At 71.2% G+C, this 16,090-nt stretch carries 16 protein-coding genes; 11 read left to right on the top strand and 5 right to left on the bottom strand.

From position 1 onward, the window contains the following. Window positions 1-82: 82 nt before the first annotated feature. Genes BLT23_RS19135 through mnmA form a run of 5 tightly spaced genes read left to right on the top strand, consistent with a single transcriptional unit; the run spans window position 83 to window position 5,261 of the window. Complete coding sequence (locus BLT23_RS19135) at window positions 83-844, top strand: GNAT family N-acetyltransferase (RefSeq protein WP_090051125.1); 762 nt, start codon at window positions 83-85, stop codon at window positions 842-844. Then, entirely contained in the window at window positions 841-1,713 is an 873-nt protein-coding gene (locus tag BLT23_RS19130; protein ID WP_090051124.1) for a lysophospholipid acyltransferase family protein, read from the top strand. Before BLT23_RS19135 ends, BLT23_RS19130 begins: the two co-directional genes overlap by 4 nt. After that, on the top strand, window positions 1,670-3,013 hold the full coding sequence (locus BLT23_RS19125) for an MFS transporter (RefSeq protein WP_245744032.1): 1,344 nt from the start codon (window positions 1,670-1,672) through the stop codon (window positions 3,011-3,013). Before BLT23_RS19130 ends, BLT23_RS19125 begins: the two co-directional genes overlap by 44 nt. Further along, window positions 3,013-4,182: a cysteine desulfurase family protein gene (locus BLT23_RS19120; protein WP_090051123.1), complete on the top strand. Its 1,170-nt coding sequence runs from the start codon at window positions 3,013-3,015 to the stop codon at window positions 4,180-4,182. Before BLT23_RS19125 ends, BLT23_RS19120 begins: the two co-directional genes overlap by 1 nt. Next, the gene (gene mnmA, locus BLT23_RS19115) at window positions 4,179-5,261 is read left to right on the top strand and encodes a tRNA 2-thiouridine(34) synthase MnmA (RefSeq protein WP_090051122.1); all 1,083 of its coding nucleotides are present in this window, start codon (window positions 4,179-4,181) and stop codon (window positions 5,259-5,261) included. The genes BLT23_RS19120 and mnmA overlap by 4 nt, the downstream gene beginning before the upstream one ends. Before the next feature lie 313 nt (window positions 5,262-5,574). On the opposite strand, the gene BLT23_RS19110 is transcribed toward mnmA, so the two are convergent. Next, entirely contained in the window at window positions 5,575-6,426 is an 852-nt protein-coding gene (locus tag BLT23_RS19110; RefSeq protein WP_090051121.1) for a serine/threonine dehydratase, read from the bottom strand. Beyond that, a complete protein-coding gene (locus tag BLT23_RS19105) occupies window positions 6,423-6,926 on the bottom strand; it encodes a DUF6584 family protein (protein WP_090051120.1) in 504 nt (167 codons plus the stop codon). The genes BLT23_RS19110 and BLT23_RS19105 overlap by 4 nt, the downstream gene beginning before the upstream one ends. A gap of 36 nt (window positions 6,927-6,962) precedes the next feature. On the opposite strand from BLT23_RS19105, the gene BLT23_RS19100 reads away from it, so the two are divergent. Both BLT23_RS19100 and BLT23_RS19095 read left to right on the top strand, forming a co-directional pair. Beyond that, window positions 6,963-8,105, top strand: a complete 1,143-nt coding sequence (locus BLT23_RS19100; RefSeq protein ID WP_090051119.1) for a hypothetical protein — start codon at window positions 6,963-6,965, stop codon at window positions 8,103-8,105. Window positions 8,106-8,143: 38 nt separating this feature from the next. Beyond that, the gene (locus BLT23_RS19095; protein ID WP_143035973.1) at window positions 8,144-8,542 is read left to right on the top strand and encodes a hypothetical protein; all 399 of its coding nucleotides are present in this window, start codon (window positions 8,144-8,146) and stop codon (window positions 8,540-8,542) included. Here BLT23_RS19095 and paaI read toward each other — a convergent pair. Together paaI and BLT23_RS19085 are read right to left on the bottom strand one after the other, a co-directional pair. Then, window positions 8,481-8,867 (bottom strand): hydroxyphenylacetyl-CoA thioesterase PaaI, encoded by a 387-nt coding sequence (gene paaI / locus BLT23_RS19090; protein WP_090051117.1) that lies wholly within the window; start codon window positions 8,865-8,867, stop codon window positions 8,481-8,483. The genes BLT23_RS19095 and paaI overlap by 62 nt on opposite strands. Before the next feature lie 230 nt (window positions 8,868-9,097). Continuing rightward, a complete protein-coding gene (locus tag BLT23_RS19085) occupies window positions 9,098-10,429 on the bottom strand; it encodes a glycoside hydrolase family 18 protein (protein WP_090051116.1) in 1,332 nt (443 codons plus the stop codon). 184 nt (window positions 10,430-10,613) lie between these two features. Here BLT23_RS19085 and BLT23_RS19080 point away from each other — a divergent pair, with 184 nt between their 5' ends. The 3 genes from BLT23_RS19080 to BLT23_RS19070 all read left to right on the top strand — a co-directional run bounded on the left by BLT23_RS19080 (window position 10,614) and on the right by BLT23_RS19070 (window position 14,835). After that, entirely contained in the window at window positions 10,614-11,615 is a 1,002-nt protein-coding gene (locus BLT23_RS19080; protein ID WP_245744031.1) for a methionine synthase, read from the top strand. A 92-nt stretch (window positions 11,616-11,707) separates the two neighbouring features. Then, complete coding sequence (locus BLT23_RS19075; RefSeq protein WP_090051114.1) at window positions 11,708-13,561, top strand: glycoside hydrolase family 9 protein; 1,854 nt, start codon at window positions 11,708-11,710, stop codon at window positions 13,559-13,561. A gap of 38 nt (window positions 13,562-13,599) precedes the next feature. Then, window positions 13,600-14,835, top strand: coding sequence for a hypothetical protein (locus BLT23_RS19070; RefSeq protein WP_090051113.1), 1,236 nt, complete (start codon window positions 13,600-13,602; stop codon window positions 14,833-14,835). Window positions 14,836-14,866: 31 nt separating this feature from the next. Here the strand turns inward: BLT23_RS19070 and BLT23_RS19065 are convergent, their stop codons facing one another. After that, window positions 14,867-15,352 carry a GNAT family N-acetyltransferase gene (locus BLT23_RS19065; protein ID WP_090051221.1) on the bottom strand — a complete coding sequence of 162 codons (486 nt, stop codon included), beginning with the start codon at window positions 15,350-15,352 and terminating at the stop codon, window positions 14,867-14,869. A 175-nt stretch (window positions 15,353-15,527) separates the two neighbouring features. Here BLT23_RS19065 and BLT23_RS19060 point away from each other — a divergent pair, with 175 nt between their 5' ends. Beyond that, on the top strand, window positions 15,528-16,085 hold the full coding sequence (locus BLT23_RS19060; protein ID WP_218133792.1) for a YdeI/OmpD-associated family protein: 558 nt from the start codon (window positions 15,528-15,530) through the stop codon (window positions 16,083-16,085). The last annotated feature ends 5 nt before the right edge of the window (window positions 16,086-16,090 follow it).

The following is a 16,090-nucleotide window of genomic DNA, read 5'->3' as shown; positions in this document are numbered from 1 at the left end:
ACCGCGGGTTCATCCGACCGCCACCGACCGGTCATCGTTGTGACCTGCTGTCATTCGCCGCCCCGGTCGCACCCTGGTGCCCATGACGCAGCCACAACTGCTTGTCAGCACCCCGGTCCAGCGGGACGGGAACGCACCCCGCTACTCCCTGCTCGTCGCCCGCGACGGTGCCGAGGTCGCCGCCGCCCAGCGGCTTCGGCACGACGTGTTCGCGGGCGAGATGGGCGCGACGCTGCACAGCGCCGTGCCCGGCCACGACGTCGACGAGTTCGACGCCCACTGCGACCACCTCGTGGTGCGCGACGACCGCTCCGGCGAGATCGTCGGCTGCTACCGGATGCTGCCGCCCGGCCGCACCGGACGCCTCTACAGCGACGGCGAGTTCGACCTCGCGAACCTCGACGGCCTCCGGCACACGACCGTCGAGACAGGACGGTCGTGCGTGCACCCCGGCCACCGCAACGGCGCCGTCGTGAGCCTCGTCTGGGCGGGCATCGCGCGGTACATGGTGCTGAGCGGCCACCGGTGGCTCGTCGGCTGCGCCTCGATCCCGTTGCACGACGGGGGAAGCCTCGCCGCCGGGGTGTGGGACACCGTGCGGGCCAAGCACCTCGCGCCCGAGCGGTACCGGGTGACGCCGCACCGCCCGTGGGACGCCGGCAGCGTCCCGCGTCCGCCGCGCACCGTGGTCCCGCCTCTGCTCAAGGGCTATCTGCGGCTGGGCGCGCAGGTCTGCGGACCGCCCGCGTTCGACGAGGACTTCGGCGTCGCCGACCTGTTCCTGCTGCTCGGCATGGACCACCTGGACCAGCGCTACCTCCGGTTCTTCCTGGGGGAGGCATGAGCCACGCCTGGATGCCCTCGTCGCCCTGCGGTGACGGCTGCGTCGGCGGCACGCCGCCCCTGGCCGGCCGGATCAGGCAGGTGTGGCGCGCGGTCGCCGCCGTCACGGCGATCCTGTGCGGGGCGCTGATCGCGTTCGCGTTGCTGCTGCCCGCCAGGCACAGGGAAGGCGTCGTCCGCCTGTGGTTCCACGCGGTCCTGAGGGCGTTCGGGGTCAGGCTGCGCGTCCACGGCGCCGGGAAGTTCCAGGAGGTTCCCGGACGGGGCGTGCTCGTCGTCAGCAACCACGTGTCGTGGCTGGACGAGCTGGCCATCGACGCCGTGCAGCCCATCCGGATCGTCGCGAAGAAGGACATCAGGAGCTGGCCGGTGCTCGGCCCGCTCGTCACCGCCGCCGGGACCGTCTACCTCGACCGCGAGAACCTGCGCGAGCTGCCGCGCACCGTCCGCGAGCTGACCGCCGCGTTGCGCGCGGGGCAGGCGGTCGGCGTCCACGCCGAGGGCACCACCTGGTGCGGGCTCGCGTCCGGGCGCTACCGGCCCGCCCTGTTCCAGGCCGCGCTCGACGCCGGGGTGCCGGTGCGGCCGGTCGTGCTGCGGTACCGGATCGGCGGCCACGTCACGACGCAGCCCGCGTTCGTGGGCGACGACACGCTCGCCGCTTCGATCCGCCGCGTGCTGCGACTGCGGGGCCTGGAGGTGGAGGTCCACGTGCTCGACGAGATCGCGCCGGGACGGGCGGCGGACCGCCGGGCGCTCGCGAAACTTGCCGAACAGCAAACAACCCGCTTGACCTCGACCGAACTGGAGGGAGCACCATCAACGGGTGACTCTCACCGCCCCCACGCCCTCGCGCCTCTTCTCCCCTGAACGCCGCTGGCCCACCACCGGCATCCTGCTGCTCGTCACCCTGCTCGCCTTCGAGGCGATGGGGGTCGGCACGGCGATGCCGACGATGGTCAGGGAGCTGCGGGGCGAGGAGCTCTACGCGTGGCCGTTCCTCGCGAACCTCGCGGCGAGCGTCATCGCGACGGTGTTCTCCGGGCGCCTGTCGGACCGCAGAGGCCCCAGACCGTCGATCTTCGCGGGCGTGGCGCTGTTCCTCGCCGGGCTGGTGGTCGCGGGTGTGGCGGAGTCGATGGCGGTGCTGCTCGCCGGGCGCGTGCTGCAGGGCTTCGGCGCGGGCCTGCTGATCGTCGCGATCTACGTGGTCATCGCGAAGGCGTACCCGGAGGCCGACCGGCCCGCGGTGTTCGGCGCTCTCTCCGCCGCCTGGGTGGTGCCGTCGCTGGTGGGTCCCGCCGTCGCGGGCTGGGCGACCGAGCACTTCACCTGGCGGCTCGTGTTCCTCGCGATCGTGCCGCTCGTGCTCGTCGGCAGCGTGCTGCTCGTCCCGGTCCTCAAGGCGCTGCCGCCGCACACCGAGACCCCGCCGACGCGCAGGCACCTGCCCGCCGCCGCGGTCGCGACCGGTGTCGGCGTGGCGGGCCTGAGCTGGGCGTTGCAGCACCGCACGTGGTGGATGCTGGCCGTGTCGCTGCTGCTGCTCGCGCCCGCCCTGCGCGTCCTGCTGCCGAAGGGCACGTTGTTCGCCCGGCGCGGCCTGCCGGTCACGATCCTCGCGCGCGGCATGCTCGCGGGCACGTTCTTCGCCGTCGAGGGCTTCATCCCGCTGACGCTGACGGTCGTGCACGGCTACTCGCCGCTGGAGGCGGGCATCCCGCTCACCCTGAGCGCGCTCGGCTGGGCCGGCGCGTCGATGTGGGCGTCCCGGCACCCCGAGATCGAACGGCACACGCTCGTCCGCACCGGGTTCCTCTTCGTCGCGGCCGGGGTCGCCGCAGTGACGCTCATCGCACCGAACTGGGGTCCGGCCTTCCTCACACCGGTGCTGTGGGCCGTGGCGGGCGCGGGCATGGGCATGGCGACCTCCAGCGTCGGCGTGCTGATGATGGCCGCGTCACCCGAGGCCGACCGGGGGTTCAACTCGGCGGCGCTGCAGATCTCCGACATGGTGTTCTCCGCGACCATGATCGGTCTCGGCGGTGTCCTCGTCGTGGCGACCGCGCCGACCGCGGGCGTCGTCGTGCTGAACCTGTCGATGGCGGCGTTGGCCGTGGTGGGAGCGATTCTGACCGGGCCGCGCATGCGGGCTACGCTGGAGCCCTGATGGCTTATCTCGACCACGCCGCCACGACGCCGATGCACCCGCTGGCGATCGAGGCGATGATCGAGGCGTTGTCCACCACGGGCAACGCCTCGTCGCTGCACACCTCGGGCAGGCGCGCCCGCAGGGCGGTCGAGGAGGCCCGCGAGGCCATCGCCGACGCCCTGGGCGCCCGGCCGTCCGAGGTGCTCTTCACCGGTGGCGGCACGGAGAGCGACAACCTCGCGGTCAAGGGCGTCTACTGGGCGAGCGGCAAGCGCCGCGTGCTGGCCTCCGCCGTCGAGCACCACGCCGTGCTGGACGCCGTCGAGTGGCTGGAGAAGCAGGGCGCCGAGGTCACCTGGCTGCCGACCGACCGCTACGGCCGGGTGTCCGCGCAGGCCGTGGCCGAGGCGCTGGACGACGACGTCGCCCTGGTCACCACGATGTGGGCGAACAACGAGGTCGGCACCATCAACCCGGTGCACGAGATCGCGCAGGTGTGCGCGGAGCGCGGCGTCCCGTTCCACACGGACGCGGTGCAGGCCGTGGGCGTCCTGCCGGTCGGCTTCGCCGCCTCCGGTGCCTCCGCGCTGACGATGACCGGCCACAAGGTCGGCGGGCCGTACGGCGTGGGCGTGCTGCTGCTGGCACGCGACGTGAAGTGCGCGCCGTTGCTGCACGGCGGCGGCCAGGAGCGCGACGTGCGGTCCGGCACGCTGGACGTGCCGTCGATCGTCGGTCTGGCGAAGGCCGTGCGCATCGCGGTGGACGAGCAGGAACAGCGCGCCGCCGAGCTCACGGCGTTGCGCGACGAGCTGATCGCGTCGGTGCGCTCCGTGGTGCCGGACGTGATCCTGAACGGCGACCCGGCCGACCGGCTGCCCGGCAACGCGCACCTGTCGTTCCCCGGCTGCGAGGGCGACAGCCTGCTGATGCTGCTCGACGCCCGCGGTGTCGAGTGCTCGACGGGCTCCGCGTGCACGGCCGGTGTCGCACAGCCGAGCCACGTGCTCGTCGCGATGGACGTCGACCCGGCGCTCGCGCGTGGTTCGTTGCGGTTCTCGCTCGGGCACACGTCGACGCGCGCGGACGTCGAGAAGCTCGTGTCGGTGATCGGCCCGGTGGTGGAGAGGGCCCGCACGGCGGGTCTGGCAGGTATGAGGCGTTCCCGGAAGGTGGTCAAGCAGTGAAGGTCCTCGCGGCGATGAGCGGTGGTGTCGACTCCGCGGTGGCGGCGGCGCGCGCCGTCGAAGCGGGACACGACGTTACGGGCGTGCACCTCGCGCTGTCGGCGAAGCCCGGCACGCTGCGCACCGGCGCCCGTGGCTGCTGCACGATCGAGGACGCCCACGACGCCCGGCGCGCGGCCGACCTGATGGGCATCCCGTTCTACGTCTGGGACTTCGCCGAGCGCTTCACCGAGGAGGTCGTGGAGGACTTCGTCGCGGAGTACGCGGCGGGCCGCACGCCCAACCCGTGCCTGCGCTGCAACGAGCGGATCAAGTTCGAGGCGTTGCTGGACAAGGCGATCGCGCTCGGCTTCGACGCCGTCTGTACCGGCCACTACGCGCGGCTTCAGATGGTCGGCGGGCGTCCGGAGCTGCGCCGCAGCGCCGACCTCGGCAAGGACCAGTCGTACGTGCTGGCCTCGCTCACCGAGGAGCAGCTCTCGCACGCCATGTTCCCGCTGGGGGACACGACGAAGGAGGCCGTCCGGGCCGAGGCCGCCGAGCGCGGCCTGTCGGTGGCGAAGAAGCCGGACAGCCACGACATCTGCTTCATCCCGGACGGCGACACGCAGAAGTTCCTCGCGGGCAGGATGGAGACGAAGCCGGGCCTGCTCGTCGACGACGAGACCGGCGCGGTCCTCGGCCGCCACGCGGGCGTGCACGAGTTCACCGTGGGCCAGCGCAAGGGCCTCGGGCTCGACGGCCCCGCCCCCGACGGCCGCCCGCGCTACGTGCTGGCGCTGGAGCCCGTGTCGGGCACCGTCCGCGTCGGAGCGGCGGAGAAGCTGGCCGTGACGGGCATCTCCGCGTCCTCGCCGGTCGCGCACGTCGAGCTCGACGGACCGGTGGAGTGCGTCGCCCAGGTGCGGGCGCACGGCGGCACGGCCCCGGCCGTCGCCGAGCTGGTCGACGGTGTGCTGCGGGTGCAGCTGCGCGAGCCGTTGCGCGGCGTGGCGCCCGGTCAGGCCGTGGCGATCTACCGCGAGGACGCGGCGGGAGACGTCGTGCTGGCCAGCGCGACCATCGACGCCACGAGCTGAAACGGTTGCGGGGCCGACGCCACCCATCGACGCCACGGGCCAGAACGGTTGCAGGGTCGGCGCCGCCATCGACGCGACGTGCAAAATCGGTTGTAGGGCCAGAGAAGCGGTTCTAGCGTTCGTCGGGTGACGTTCATCGACGCGACGTTCTTCCAGCCGGAGCCGGACCTGGCCGCGCGGGCTCGCAGCGCGTTCCGGTGCTTCGTCAGCCCCGCCGAGCGGCGCAGGCTGAGCGCCCGGGACCGCCGCGACGACGTGCCGGTGTGGGTCGTGTCGCCGTTGCGCAGGCTGGGCGCCCGCCGCTTCCGCCGCGCTAGCTGGGACGCCACTCCGAGTTCGCTCCGCACAGGAGCACGCAGGGCAGCTCACTCGACACGTCGCCCCTGAGGAACGCCGCGAACGCCGCGGCACCCGCCGGTTCGACCGCGATCCGGAACTCCTCCCACAGGCGGTCGCGGGCGGCGAGGATCTCGTCGTCCGCGACCAGCTTCGAGGACACGTGGTGCCGCTGAAGGATCTTCAGCGCCAGCGCACCGGCCCGCGTCGCACCGAGGGCGTCCGCGGCGATGGACCGCACGACCGAGTCGACGGGCTTCCCGGCTTTCAGCGCGTCGTGCATCGCGCAGCAGTTCTCGGGTTCGACGGCGACGACGTGCCGTCCGCCGGACGCGAGCGCGGCACCCGCGACGAGACCGCCGCCGCCGACCGCGACGAAGATCGTGTCCACCTCGGGCACGTCCTCGACGATCTCGCGCGTGACGGTCGACTGGCCTTCGATGACCGCCTGGTCGTCGTACGCCTCGACGTACGCGACGCCGAGCTCACGGGCGGCCGCCGCGGCCTCGGCGTAGGTGTCGCCGTGCCGGATCAGCTTGGCGCCCAACGCCTCGATGCGCCTCGTCTTGGTCTCGGGCGCGGTCACCGGGACGAACACGGTGGCGTGCGCGCCGAGCAGTTGCGCGGCCTGCGCGACGGCGATGCCGTGGTTGCCGCCGGACGCCGTCACGACCTCGGAGGCGTTCAGCGCCAGCAGCTTGTTCACCGCGCCGCGGAGCTTGAACGAGCCGGTGAGCTGGAGCTGCTCCAGCTTGAACACCAGCGGGCGCCCGTCCACGGACGCGCGCAGGACCGGGGTGCGGCGGACGTACTGCGACAACGTTCTCATGAGACCAGCTTCCACAAGAACTGCGCGAGAGTCACGATTCCCAGCAGGAAACACACCAGCACGAACGTGCCGCCGACCATGACGATCAGGCACGCGCCCCACGACGTCTCCTGGTTCGGCGTCGCGGCGAGCTCGTGGCGCAGCTCGGCTCGTGCCTCCTCGCGCAACGACACGAGCCGCTCCCTCGCGGTCTGCGTGGGAGCGTCGTCGACGGTGCCCTGCCAGGAGAGCGCTCCCAGCCGTGCCTCCGCGCGGCGGTAGGCCCGTTCGAACGCCAGCGTCTCCTCCGGGTCGCGGTGCTCGGACAGGTACGTCCAGCGCCCGGCCTGAGCGGGCTGGCCCAGCACGCGGTAGACGTCCGCGAGCCGCTCGCGCAGGTCGAGCCGGTGGGGGTAGGTGCCGACCAGACCCGCGACGCGCTGACGTGCGCGCAGCACGCTCGCGAGGTCGCCTCGCCGCAACTCCTCGGCCGCTTTGTGGAGCGTCAGCTCTACCGGCATGCACAGTAGTTTCGCAGGTGGGGCTAGCGTTGACCCGTGTTCGGCCTATCGCTGCTGGTCTTCGGTCTCGCCTGGTGGCTCGGGCTCTACTTGCCGTCCCGCGGCCCCGCCCGGCCGCTGCTGTGGTGGGCGGGCGCGGGGATGGCCGGGTACGCGGTCGCGGTCGTGGTGCCCCATCCGGTGCTGGTCGGCGTGCCGGCGCTGGCCTGGACGGGGGCGATCCTCCTGCTGGCGCGGCCGGAGCTGGTCAGGTGGTGGGCGGCGGCGGTGCTGCCGTTCCTCGCCGCGGCGTTCTGGGTGCCGTGGGTCGTGTTGCTGCCGTTGGCCGCCGCGACGGCGCTAGCCATAAGGAAACGCACTTACTTTTCACTCGTTGGAGTGATGTTCGGGCTGGGCGCGGGTGCGTTCCTCCTCCGGCTCCTGCCCGACGCGGTGACGCTGCCGATGATCGGCGTCGACCTCGTGGTGTTCGGGGTCCTGGTCGCGGTGACCGACGCGGTCGAGGAAGGGGAGGCGATCCGCGCGGACATGCTGCGGTCGCTGGTGATCGCGGGGTTCACGGCGGTGCTGTTCGGGTCGCAGGTGCTGCTGTTCGACGGCCCGGACCTGCTCGTGTTCACCACCGTCGCGGCCGCGGTCGCCGTCCAGGTGCTCGCGAACCCGCTCGCCTCCGTCGTCGACCGCCTCGCCGTGCCCGCCGTCGCCGCCGAACGCGCCGAGCTGCGCGAAGCCGTGGAGGCACTGCCCAAGCGCCCGCCGCTGGTGACGGACGACCCGGCGGAGTTCGCCCGGTTCACCCGCAAGGCGTTGAGCCACTACGGCGATCTCGGAAAGCTCGTGGCGAGCCCGTTGATCGCTTTGACGGACGAGGGCCCGCCGCTGGAACGGGCCGCACAACTGAAGAGGATGTTGCTGGAGAGCATTCAGCGGCTGAAGCCCGCCGACGGTGATTTCGGCACCAGCGACGAATGGCGTCACTACAACGCCCTGTACTTCTACTACGTCAAGGGAATCCGCCCGTATTCGGTGCGGACCAAGCGCGAGGACCTCGACGCGGAGGACCGGCGCGCGTTGCAGTGGTTCGTCACGCAGGTTCCCGAGCGAACCCTCCACAACTGGCAGAACGCCGCCGCGCGCCTGGTCGCGGCGGACCTGATGGCAGGTGTTGGCAGCGTTTGACGTGGTTCTGGCAGCGGTGCGCGAGCCATCGTCGGGCCATGTTGAAATTCGCCTTGAAACTCGACGGTGTCGCTTCCTTCCTGCTCGGCGTGCTGACCGTTCTGGTTCGCCCGGAGGTCGGAATGCCGGCCGGGCTGCAGATCGGACTCGGCCTGTTCTGCGTCTTTTACGGCGTGGGCGTGTACTTCCTCGGCACCCGCGAAGTCCCGGACCGCAGGATCGTGTTGCTCGTGATCATCGGAAACACGGTGTGGGCGCTCGACAGCGTGCTCACCGCCACGGCGGGATGGTTCCCGCTGAGCGGTCTCGGCGTCGCGCTGGTGCTCGCGCAGGGACTCGCGGTGCTCGGGTTCGCGGTGCTGCAGTTCGCCGGTCTCAGGAGCGCAGCGTCCGCGACCGGCCGCGGAACTCCGCCACGACCTCGGACCCTCGCCTGACCGTGACGTCGTAGATCCCGCTGCGGCCGAACCGGGTCCGTTCCACCGCCTCCGCCTCCAGCTCGTCGCCCTCGTGCGCCGGCAGGAGGAAGTCGACGTCGGCCGAGGCGGCCACGGTGACGGACCCGGCTCGGTTGCAGGCGTAGGCGAACGCGGAGTCGGCCAGCAGGAAGACGTACCCGCCGTGCGCGATGCCGTGGCCGTTGATCATGTTCTCGGTGACCGTCATCCGCAGCAGCGCGTACCCGTCGCGCACCTCGGCGAGCGTGATGCCCAGGGCGGACGAGGCTTTGTCGGCGGCGAGCATGTCGGCAGGACCATTCATTCGTGGCAGCGTAATCACCCTGGCGGTGGTGTCACGCAGCGTGTCCACCGACTTACGGTCCGAAGGATCGTTCGCTCTCCAACGGAGGTGGTTGCTATGGGTGGATGCTCTTGTTGCAGCTCGTGCACGGGTCCGAGCTGCGGGTGCTGCGGCTCCTGTTAACAGCCTCGGGCGAACCGGAAGAGGGCCGGTGCGGCAGGACCGCGCCGACCCTCTTCCCTCGCTTCGGATCAGCCCGCGTAGGTCCGGAATAGGTTCGTGAACTCCCAGTCGGACTGCGGGATTCCGCTGCACGTGGGCGAGACTCCGCCGCTGGGGCACGACCCGTTGTCACGGCCCGCGGACCAGAAAGCGATCCGTCCCACCTTGTTCGCCTTCGCGTAGTCGACGACCTTGCGTGCGTCGGCCTGAGTCGTCGTCGGTCCCGTGTCGTTGCGTCCGATCATCGGCGTGAGGCCGAGCAACGCCTTCAGTTGCGCGTCGGACTTCGACGGCCAGATGGTGCGCATCTGCCCGAGAGTCGCGTTGGCGGCGTTGACCATCGCGTCACCCCAGTTGCCCGAGTAGCCGAAGTTCATCAGCATCGGGTTCACGAGCACCGTGACGCCCTTGGCAGCTGCGTCCTTCAGCACGTCCACTGAGTACGGGTCCATGCCGTAGTCCTGGCCTTGGATGCGCATCGTGTAGCTGACGGTCGTGCCGCGAGTGTCCTGCAACCGCTTCAGCGCCGTGTTCACGATCGCCTGCGGGATGGTCGCTTCGACGTCCACGTCGATGCTGTTGGACCCCACGGCGTCCAGCACCTTCACGTACGCGTTGTAGAGGGCGTCCGCTGTGGAGCAGACGTGTTCGAGGTACGGGCCCATCGCGCCGCCCGTCGCGACGATGACGCTGCCGCCTTGGGCTTTCAGGGCCTTGGTGTCGTTCACGATGCGGCTGTCGTTCAACGGCACGGTGCCGCCCCACGCCGGGTCGCAGCCCGCGGACGAGCCCAGCGCGAACGCGAGCGTGAAGTGCTTCTGGCCGGTCGCGTTGGCCACGTCCACCAGGGACGGCTTCGGCATCGTGATGTCGATGTACGGCGCCACGCGCGCACTGCTCGGGATCGGGCCACCGGTCGTGGTCGTCGTCGTAGTGGTCGTCGAAGTGGTGGTGGTCGTGGTGGTGGGTGTACCACCACCGCTGCACGGGACGCCGTTGAGCTTGCAGTTCGCCGGCAAGGCGGAACCGTTCACCAGGAAGCCGAAGCTCGTGGACGCGCCCGCGCCCACGTTGCCGTTGTACTCGCGGTGGGTGAACGTGTGGTGGTTGCCGCTGCGGGTCATCGAGGCGTCCCAGTAGGAGCCGACGGTGGCCCCGTCGAGGTCGAACTCCAGCTTCCAGCCGCTGAGCGCGGTGGTGCCCGCGGCGATCGTGAACTTGCCCTGGTAGCCGGAGCCCCAGGACGAGTCCTGGCTGAACGAGGCGGACTCCCCGGCGGCCGAGGCTGCGGGGGCGATGGCGACGAGACCGGCCACGAGCGCGGTGGCGGCCCCGGCGGCGAGCAGGGTGGATCGGGTCATGGGAGGTCCTTCCGGCAGGGGAGGAAGGGAAGTGGTGCGGGAACGCGGGGCGCGTCGCGCTCCCGCACCACGACTGTGGGTGCCTCATACGGAAAGCACCTGCTCGATCACGGTAAGTGGACTGGACCATAGCGTCAATGGGTCTAGACCTATTCGGTTCGAAGGGCGGTGGGACAATGCGGCGGTGCGTGGAGCCACTGGAATCGGATCGCTGCCGGGAACAGACATCGACGAGGCGGCGCGAGTCGTCGTCGGTGAGCTGCCGGAACTGCCGCACGTCCCGGAGCTGCCTGCGCGGGGGGTCGGCGCGGACCTGGTCGGCCGCACCGCCGGCCTGCTCGTCGACCTCGCGATCGAGGTGATCACCTCCGGCTACCGGGTCACCCCGCGTCCGGGCCGCGACCACCGGCGCGCCGTCGACCTGCTGCGCGGCGACCTCGACGCGTTCGACGAGGCGCTGGAGCGCGCGGGCGCGCAGCCCTCGGTGGTCAAGGTGCAGGCCGCGGGGCCGTGGACGCTGATGTCGAACATCGAGCTGATGCGCGGCCATCGGGTCCTCACCGACCGCGGCGCCGTGAAGGAGTTCTCCGAGTCGCTGGCCGAAGGGCTGCGGCTGCACGCCGCCGAGGTCGCGAAGCGCACCAGGGCGAAGGTCGTCGTGCAGCTCGACGAACCGGGCCTGCCCGCGGTGCTGCGGGGCCTGCTGCCGACGCCGTCGAAGCTCGGCACGGTGCCCGCCGTGCCGGAACCGGACGCCCGCGCGGTGCTGGCGACGGTGATCGAGGCGCTGGGCGAGCACGAGGTGGTCGTCCACTGCTGTGCTCCGCAGCCGCCGCTGACACTGCTCCGCGAGGCGGGCGCGACGGCCATCGCGTTCGACGCCACGTTGGTCAAGGGCGCGGAGACGCTGGACGAGATCGGCGAGACCTGGGAGGCGGGCACGACGCTCGCGCTGGGCCTGGTGCCGAGCATCGACCCCGGCGCCCCCGTGTCGCTGAAGGACGTGGGCGAGCGGGCGTTCACGCTGGTCGACCGCCTGGGGTTCCCGCGGTCGATCCTCGCGGAGAAGGCGCTGCCGACGCCGACGTGCGGACTCGCCGGTGCGACGTCCGGCTGGGTGAAGCGCGCCCTGTCGCTCACGCGCGACCTGTCGTCCGCGTTCCAGGAGCCGCCCGAGGGCTGGTGATGGCCGGTTCGGGCCGCTAGTCTGCTGCGCACTATTAGGAAACTTTCTTAACCGATGGCCTGTGGTCGGGGCCGGGACCGGGAGTTCCTCTCATGCGCATCAGACGGGCGGCGCTCGTCGCCGCAGTGCTCACCGGCGTGGTCGCGGCACCCGCCGAGGCCGCGCCCGCCGGGCACATCAGGCTCGACCAGGTGGGGTTCGGCACCACCGAGGCGAAGCACGCGTACGTCCTCGGCGGTGCCGCCAACGCCAGGTTCACCGTCGTCGACGACCGCGGCAGGACCGTGCTGACCGGCAGGACCGGCGCCTCGACCGGGGCGTGGAGCGAGAGGTACCCCGCCGTCCACCCGGTCGACTTCTCCTCGCTGCGCCGGTCCGGCACGTACCGGATCAAGGTGGGGTCGGCCGTGTCGCAGCCGTTCCGCGTCGACTCCCTGAAGAAGCTGTTCGCCCCGGTCGCCAGGAACACCGTCGAGTTCTTCCAGGCCCAGCGCGATGGCGCGGACGTCATCCCCGGCCGCTTGAACCGCAAGCCCTCGCACCTCACAGACCGCACCGCGATGGTCTACGACCCGCCCGTGTTCGCCGGTGAGGGCGGCGACCAGATCGCCGCGCCGCTGCGGCCCACCGGCGTGACGGTCGACCTCGAAGGCGGCTGGTTCGACGCGGGCGACTTCGTGAAGTTCACCCACGCCTCCTCCTACTCCACGGCGTCGATGCTGCTCGCGTTGCGCGACAAGCACGACGCGGTGCTCTACGAAGAAGCCAAGTTCGGCCTGCGGTGGCTCGACAAGGCGTGGGACGAGCAGACCGGCGTCCTCTACGCCCAGGTCGGCATCGGCACCGGCTCCGAGGAGTTCGGCTTCGTCGGCGACCACGACGTGTGGCGCCTGCCCGAGGCCGACGACCGGCTGGACGTGCGGCCGGGCGACCGCGAGTACTACATCAAGCACCGGCCCGTCTTCGCCGCGAACGCCCCCGGCGAGAAGATCAGCCCGAACCTCGTCGGCCGCGTCGCCGGCTCGTTCGCCCTGGCCGCCCAGATCGAGTCCCGCCGCGACCCGCGCCTCGCCCGCGCGTACCTCGACAAGGCCGCCTCGCTGTTCGCGCTGGCCAAGACCACGGACGTCGGCGAGCTCGTGACGGCGTTCCCGCACGCCTACTACCCCGAGGAGTCGTGGACCGACGACCTCGAGTTCGGCGCGACCCAGCTCGCCCTCGCCGCGAAGTCGTTGCACGACAAGCGCTACCCCGGCTTCGCCCGTGCCGCCGCGTACTGGGCGGGGCAGTTCCTCGCCACCGGCGACCCGGACACGTTGAACGTCTACAACATCTCCGCCCTCGGCCACGCCGACCTCGCGCCGCTGCTGCGCAAGGGCGTCCCCGGCGCCGCGGTGACCGAACAGCAGGTCGTGGCCGACCTCCGGCGCCAGCTCCGCCAAGGCGCCGACGCCGCGCGCACCTCCCCGTTCCGCACCGCGGCCAACGTCGAGACCTGGGACGTCGGCTCGCGCACGTTCGGCTTCATCACCACCGCCGCGCTCTACCGCAAGCTGACCGGCTCGACCGAGTACGCGACGTTCGGCACGCAGCAACGCGGCTTCGCCCTCGGCACCAACGCCTGGGGCACCACCCTGATCGTCGGCGTCGGCACGAAGTTCCCCGAATGCCCGCACCACCAGGCCGCGAACCTCTCCGGATCCCCTTCAGGCGGCAAGAAGGTCCTGGTGGGCGCCGTGATCAACGGCCCGAACGACGCGTCCCTGTTCGGCGACCTCGGCGGCATGCCACCCGGCTCCGTCGACTGCACCAAGCCCTACACGCTGGAGTTCGACTCGGCGAGGTCCGTGTTCGCCGACGACCTGCGCTCGTGGCCGAGCTCCGAACCGGCCATCGACTTCACGGCGACAGGCGTCCTCGGCTTCTCGCTGATCGCGAACTCCTGAGTGGCGCCGGCGCGAGCCCGGGTGTCCAATTCGGACTTGTGCTCAGGCTCGCGCTGGTCCTCGTGCTGCTGCTCACCGGTACGGCCCACGCCCTGCCACGCGACGCGCGCTGCGTCGTCCCACCCACCCACGACCCGGACGTCATCCGCACGGTGCACGCCGTCGGCCTCGCACTGGACGTCAGCGACAAGGTGATGCTCGCGGCCTTCGAAGCGGGCTGGGTCGAGTCGCACATGAACAACCTCCCGTGCGGCGACCGCGACTCGCTCGGCGTCTTCCAGCAACGCCCGTCGATGGGCTGGGGCACACCGCAACAGGTCATGGACGTCTCTCACGCGGCCCGGCGCTTCTTCGAGGCCGCTGTTCGCGCCGACCGGGCTGACCTGACCCCCGGCCTGCTGGCGGACGCCGTCCAGCGGTCCTGTTGCCCGGAGCGGTACGACCAGGCTTTCGACCGCGCTTCGGCCATGCTGCGCCAGGCGTGGCAGGGCGGGCCTGAGGTCGTGGCGGGCACCGTTCACGTGGTGCTGGACGGGGACGTCTGGGCCGGCGGGACCCGGCTGAGTACCTCCCGGTCGTTCGTCGGGCGGCCTTCGGTGGCTGGGGGGTTCGTGTTCGCCCGCACGGTTCAGGGCGAGGTGATGGCTTTGGGTGGTGGAGTGTGGCGGTCGGTGGCTTCGGGGGTTGGCGGGGACCCTGAGGCGGTGCTGCGTCCGGATGGGACGGTCGGGGTGTACGCGGTGCTGGTGGACGGCAGCGTCGCGGAATTGTCAGACCCGCTTGGGATGATTGGGATGGGGACCCGATCCCCCCAGGGGGCCGGTCAGTCCGAATCGATTCCGCTGAGTCCGCCGGGGTTCGCCTCGGGCAAGCCGTCGGCGGTCGTGCACGCGGACGGGTCGGTGTCGGTGTACGTCCGCTCCGGCACCGCCCTCATGGCGAGCGTGGTGGGTGCGGCGAGTCCGGTGGGTGCAGCGAGCGCAGCGGGTCCGGCGGGTCCGGCGGGTGCAACGAGCAAGGCGGGCAAGGTGAGCGCGGTGGGTGCGTGGCGCGAGATCGCCCGGGGCTTGGACGCCTCACCCGAGGTCGTGCTGCGCCCGGACGGAACCGTGGGGATCTACTCGCTGGTCGCCGGCCGCCCCCACCGCCTCGGCGCGGGCTGGGAGCCGTTGAGCGACGGGCTTTTCATCGACACCGTGTCCGCGTTGCCGGACGGCAGCGTCTTCGCCCGCACGTCGGCGGGCGACGTCGCGCAGATCGCCAGACCTGTCTGAGGCGATGGGTTCCACCAAGGGCCGCGGCCCGTCAAAGCCGGTTGAACGGCTCCGCGTACCGGAACGCCCCACCAGGCACCGGTTCGAACAGGCGGGCCTGGAAGTACGGCTCCCACTCGGCGACCGGCGGCGTGATGCCGAACTCCGAGGCGAGCCGGAAGCCGAACCGCGAGTAGTACCGAGGATCACCCAGAAGTGTGACCGCGTGCTCGCCCCGGGCTTCCGCGCCGCCGAGCACGGCGTGCATCAAAGCCGAACCGACACCGTTGCGCTGGTGGTCCGGATGCACGCTGATAGGCCCCAACCCCAACGCGGGCATGTCGCCGAGATAGCCACGCGTGCACACGACGTGCCCGATAACCCCCTCGCTGACCGCGACCAAGGACAGCTCGGGAATCCAGCCGGGATCGGCACGCAGCCAGTCGATCAGCGGCGCTTCGGGGCCGTTCTTGAACGCGAGGTCGGTGACGGTGCGGATGGCGTCGATGTCTGCGGGCGTCTCCCGCCGGATCAGCATGACGCGCACTGTGGCCAAAACCGCCGCCACGCGCCACCGGGTTTCCCCGCCGGCCACGCAACCTCGCAGCCGTACCGTGCGGCGAAAGACAGCGCTGACAACCAGGAAGATTCCCCACAGCCGCGGAAACCGGTGTTTGCTGTGAGCAGATGACGCTCTGCCTGAGGAGAATGCGTTGATCGTCTTCGAGGGGCCCGCCGAGTTCGACGCGTGGCTGCACGAGAACGGCGCGACCGAGACCGAGCTGTGGCTCAAGTACGCGAAGAAGGGGTCGGGGCTGAGGACGATCACCTACGACGAGGCGCTCGACGTCGCGTTGTGCCACGGGTGGATCGACGGGCTCGTGCGGTCCATCGACGAGACGTACTACTCGCAGCGCTGGACGCCTCGCACTGCGCGCAGCAAGTGGTCCAAGCGCAACTGCGGCAAGGTCGAGGCGTTGATCGCGGCGGGGCGGATGCTGCCCGCCGGGCTCGCCGAGGTCGAGAAGGCCAAGGCGGACGGGCGGTGGGACGCGGCTTATCCCGGGCCCGCGACCATCGAGGTGCCGCCGGACCTCGTGGAGGCGCTCGCGGCCAACCCCGAGGCCGAGGCGACGTTCAAGACGTTGAACAGCCAGAACCGGTTTGCCGTCTTGCTGCGCATCCACGACGCCAAGAGGGAGGAGACGCGGCGCAAGCGCATCGCGCAGTTCGTCGACATGCTCGCGGAAGGCCGCAAGCTCTACCCTTGAGAATC

The sequence above is a fragment of the Lentzea fradiae genome, from assembly GCF_900100955.1.
Lineage (GTDB): Bacteria > Actinomycetota > Actinomycetes > Mycobacteriales > Pseudonocardiaceae > Lentzea > Lentzea fradiae.
The sequence above is the reverse complement of the archived record's forward strand: the minus strand, read 5'-3'. Positions and strand labels throughout refer to the sequence as shown.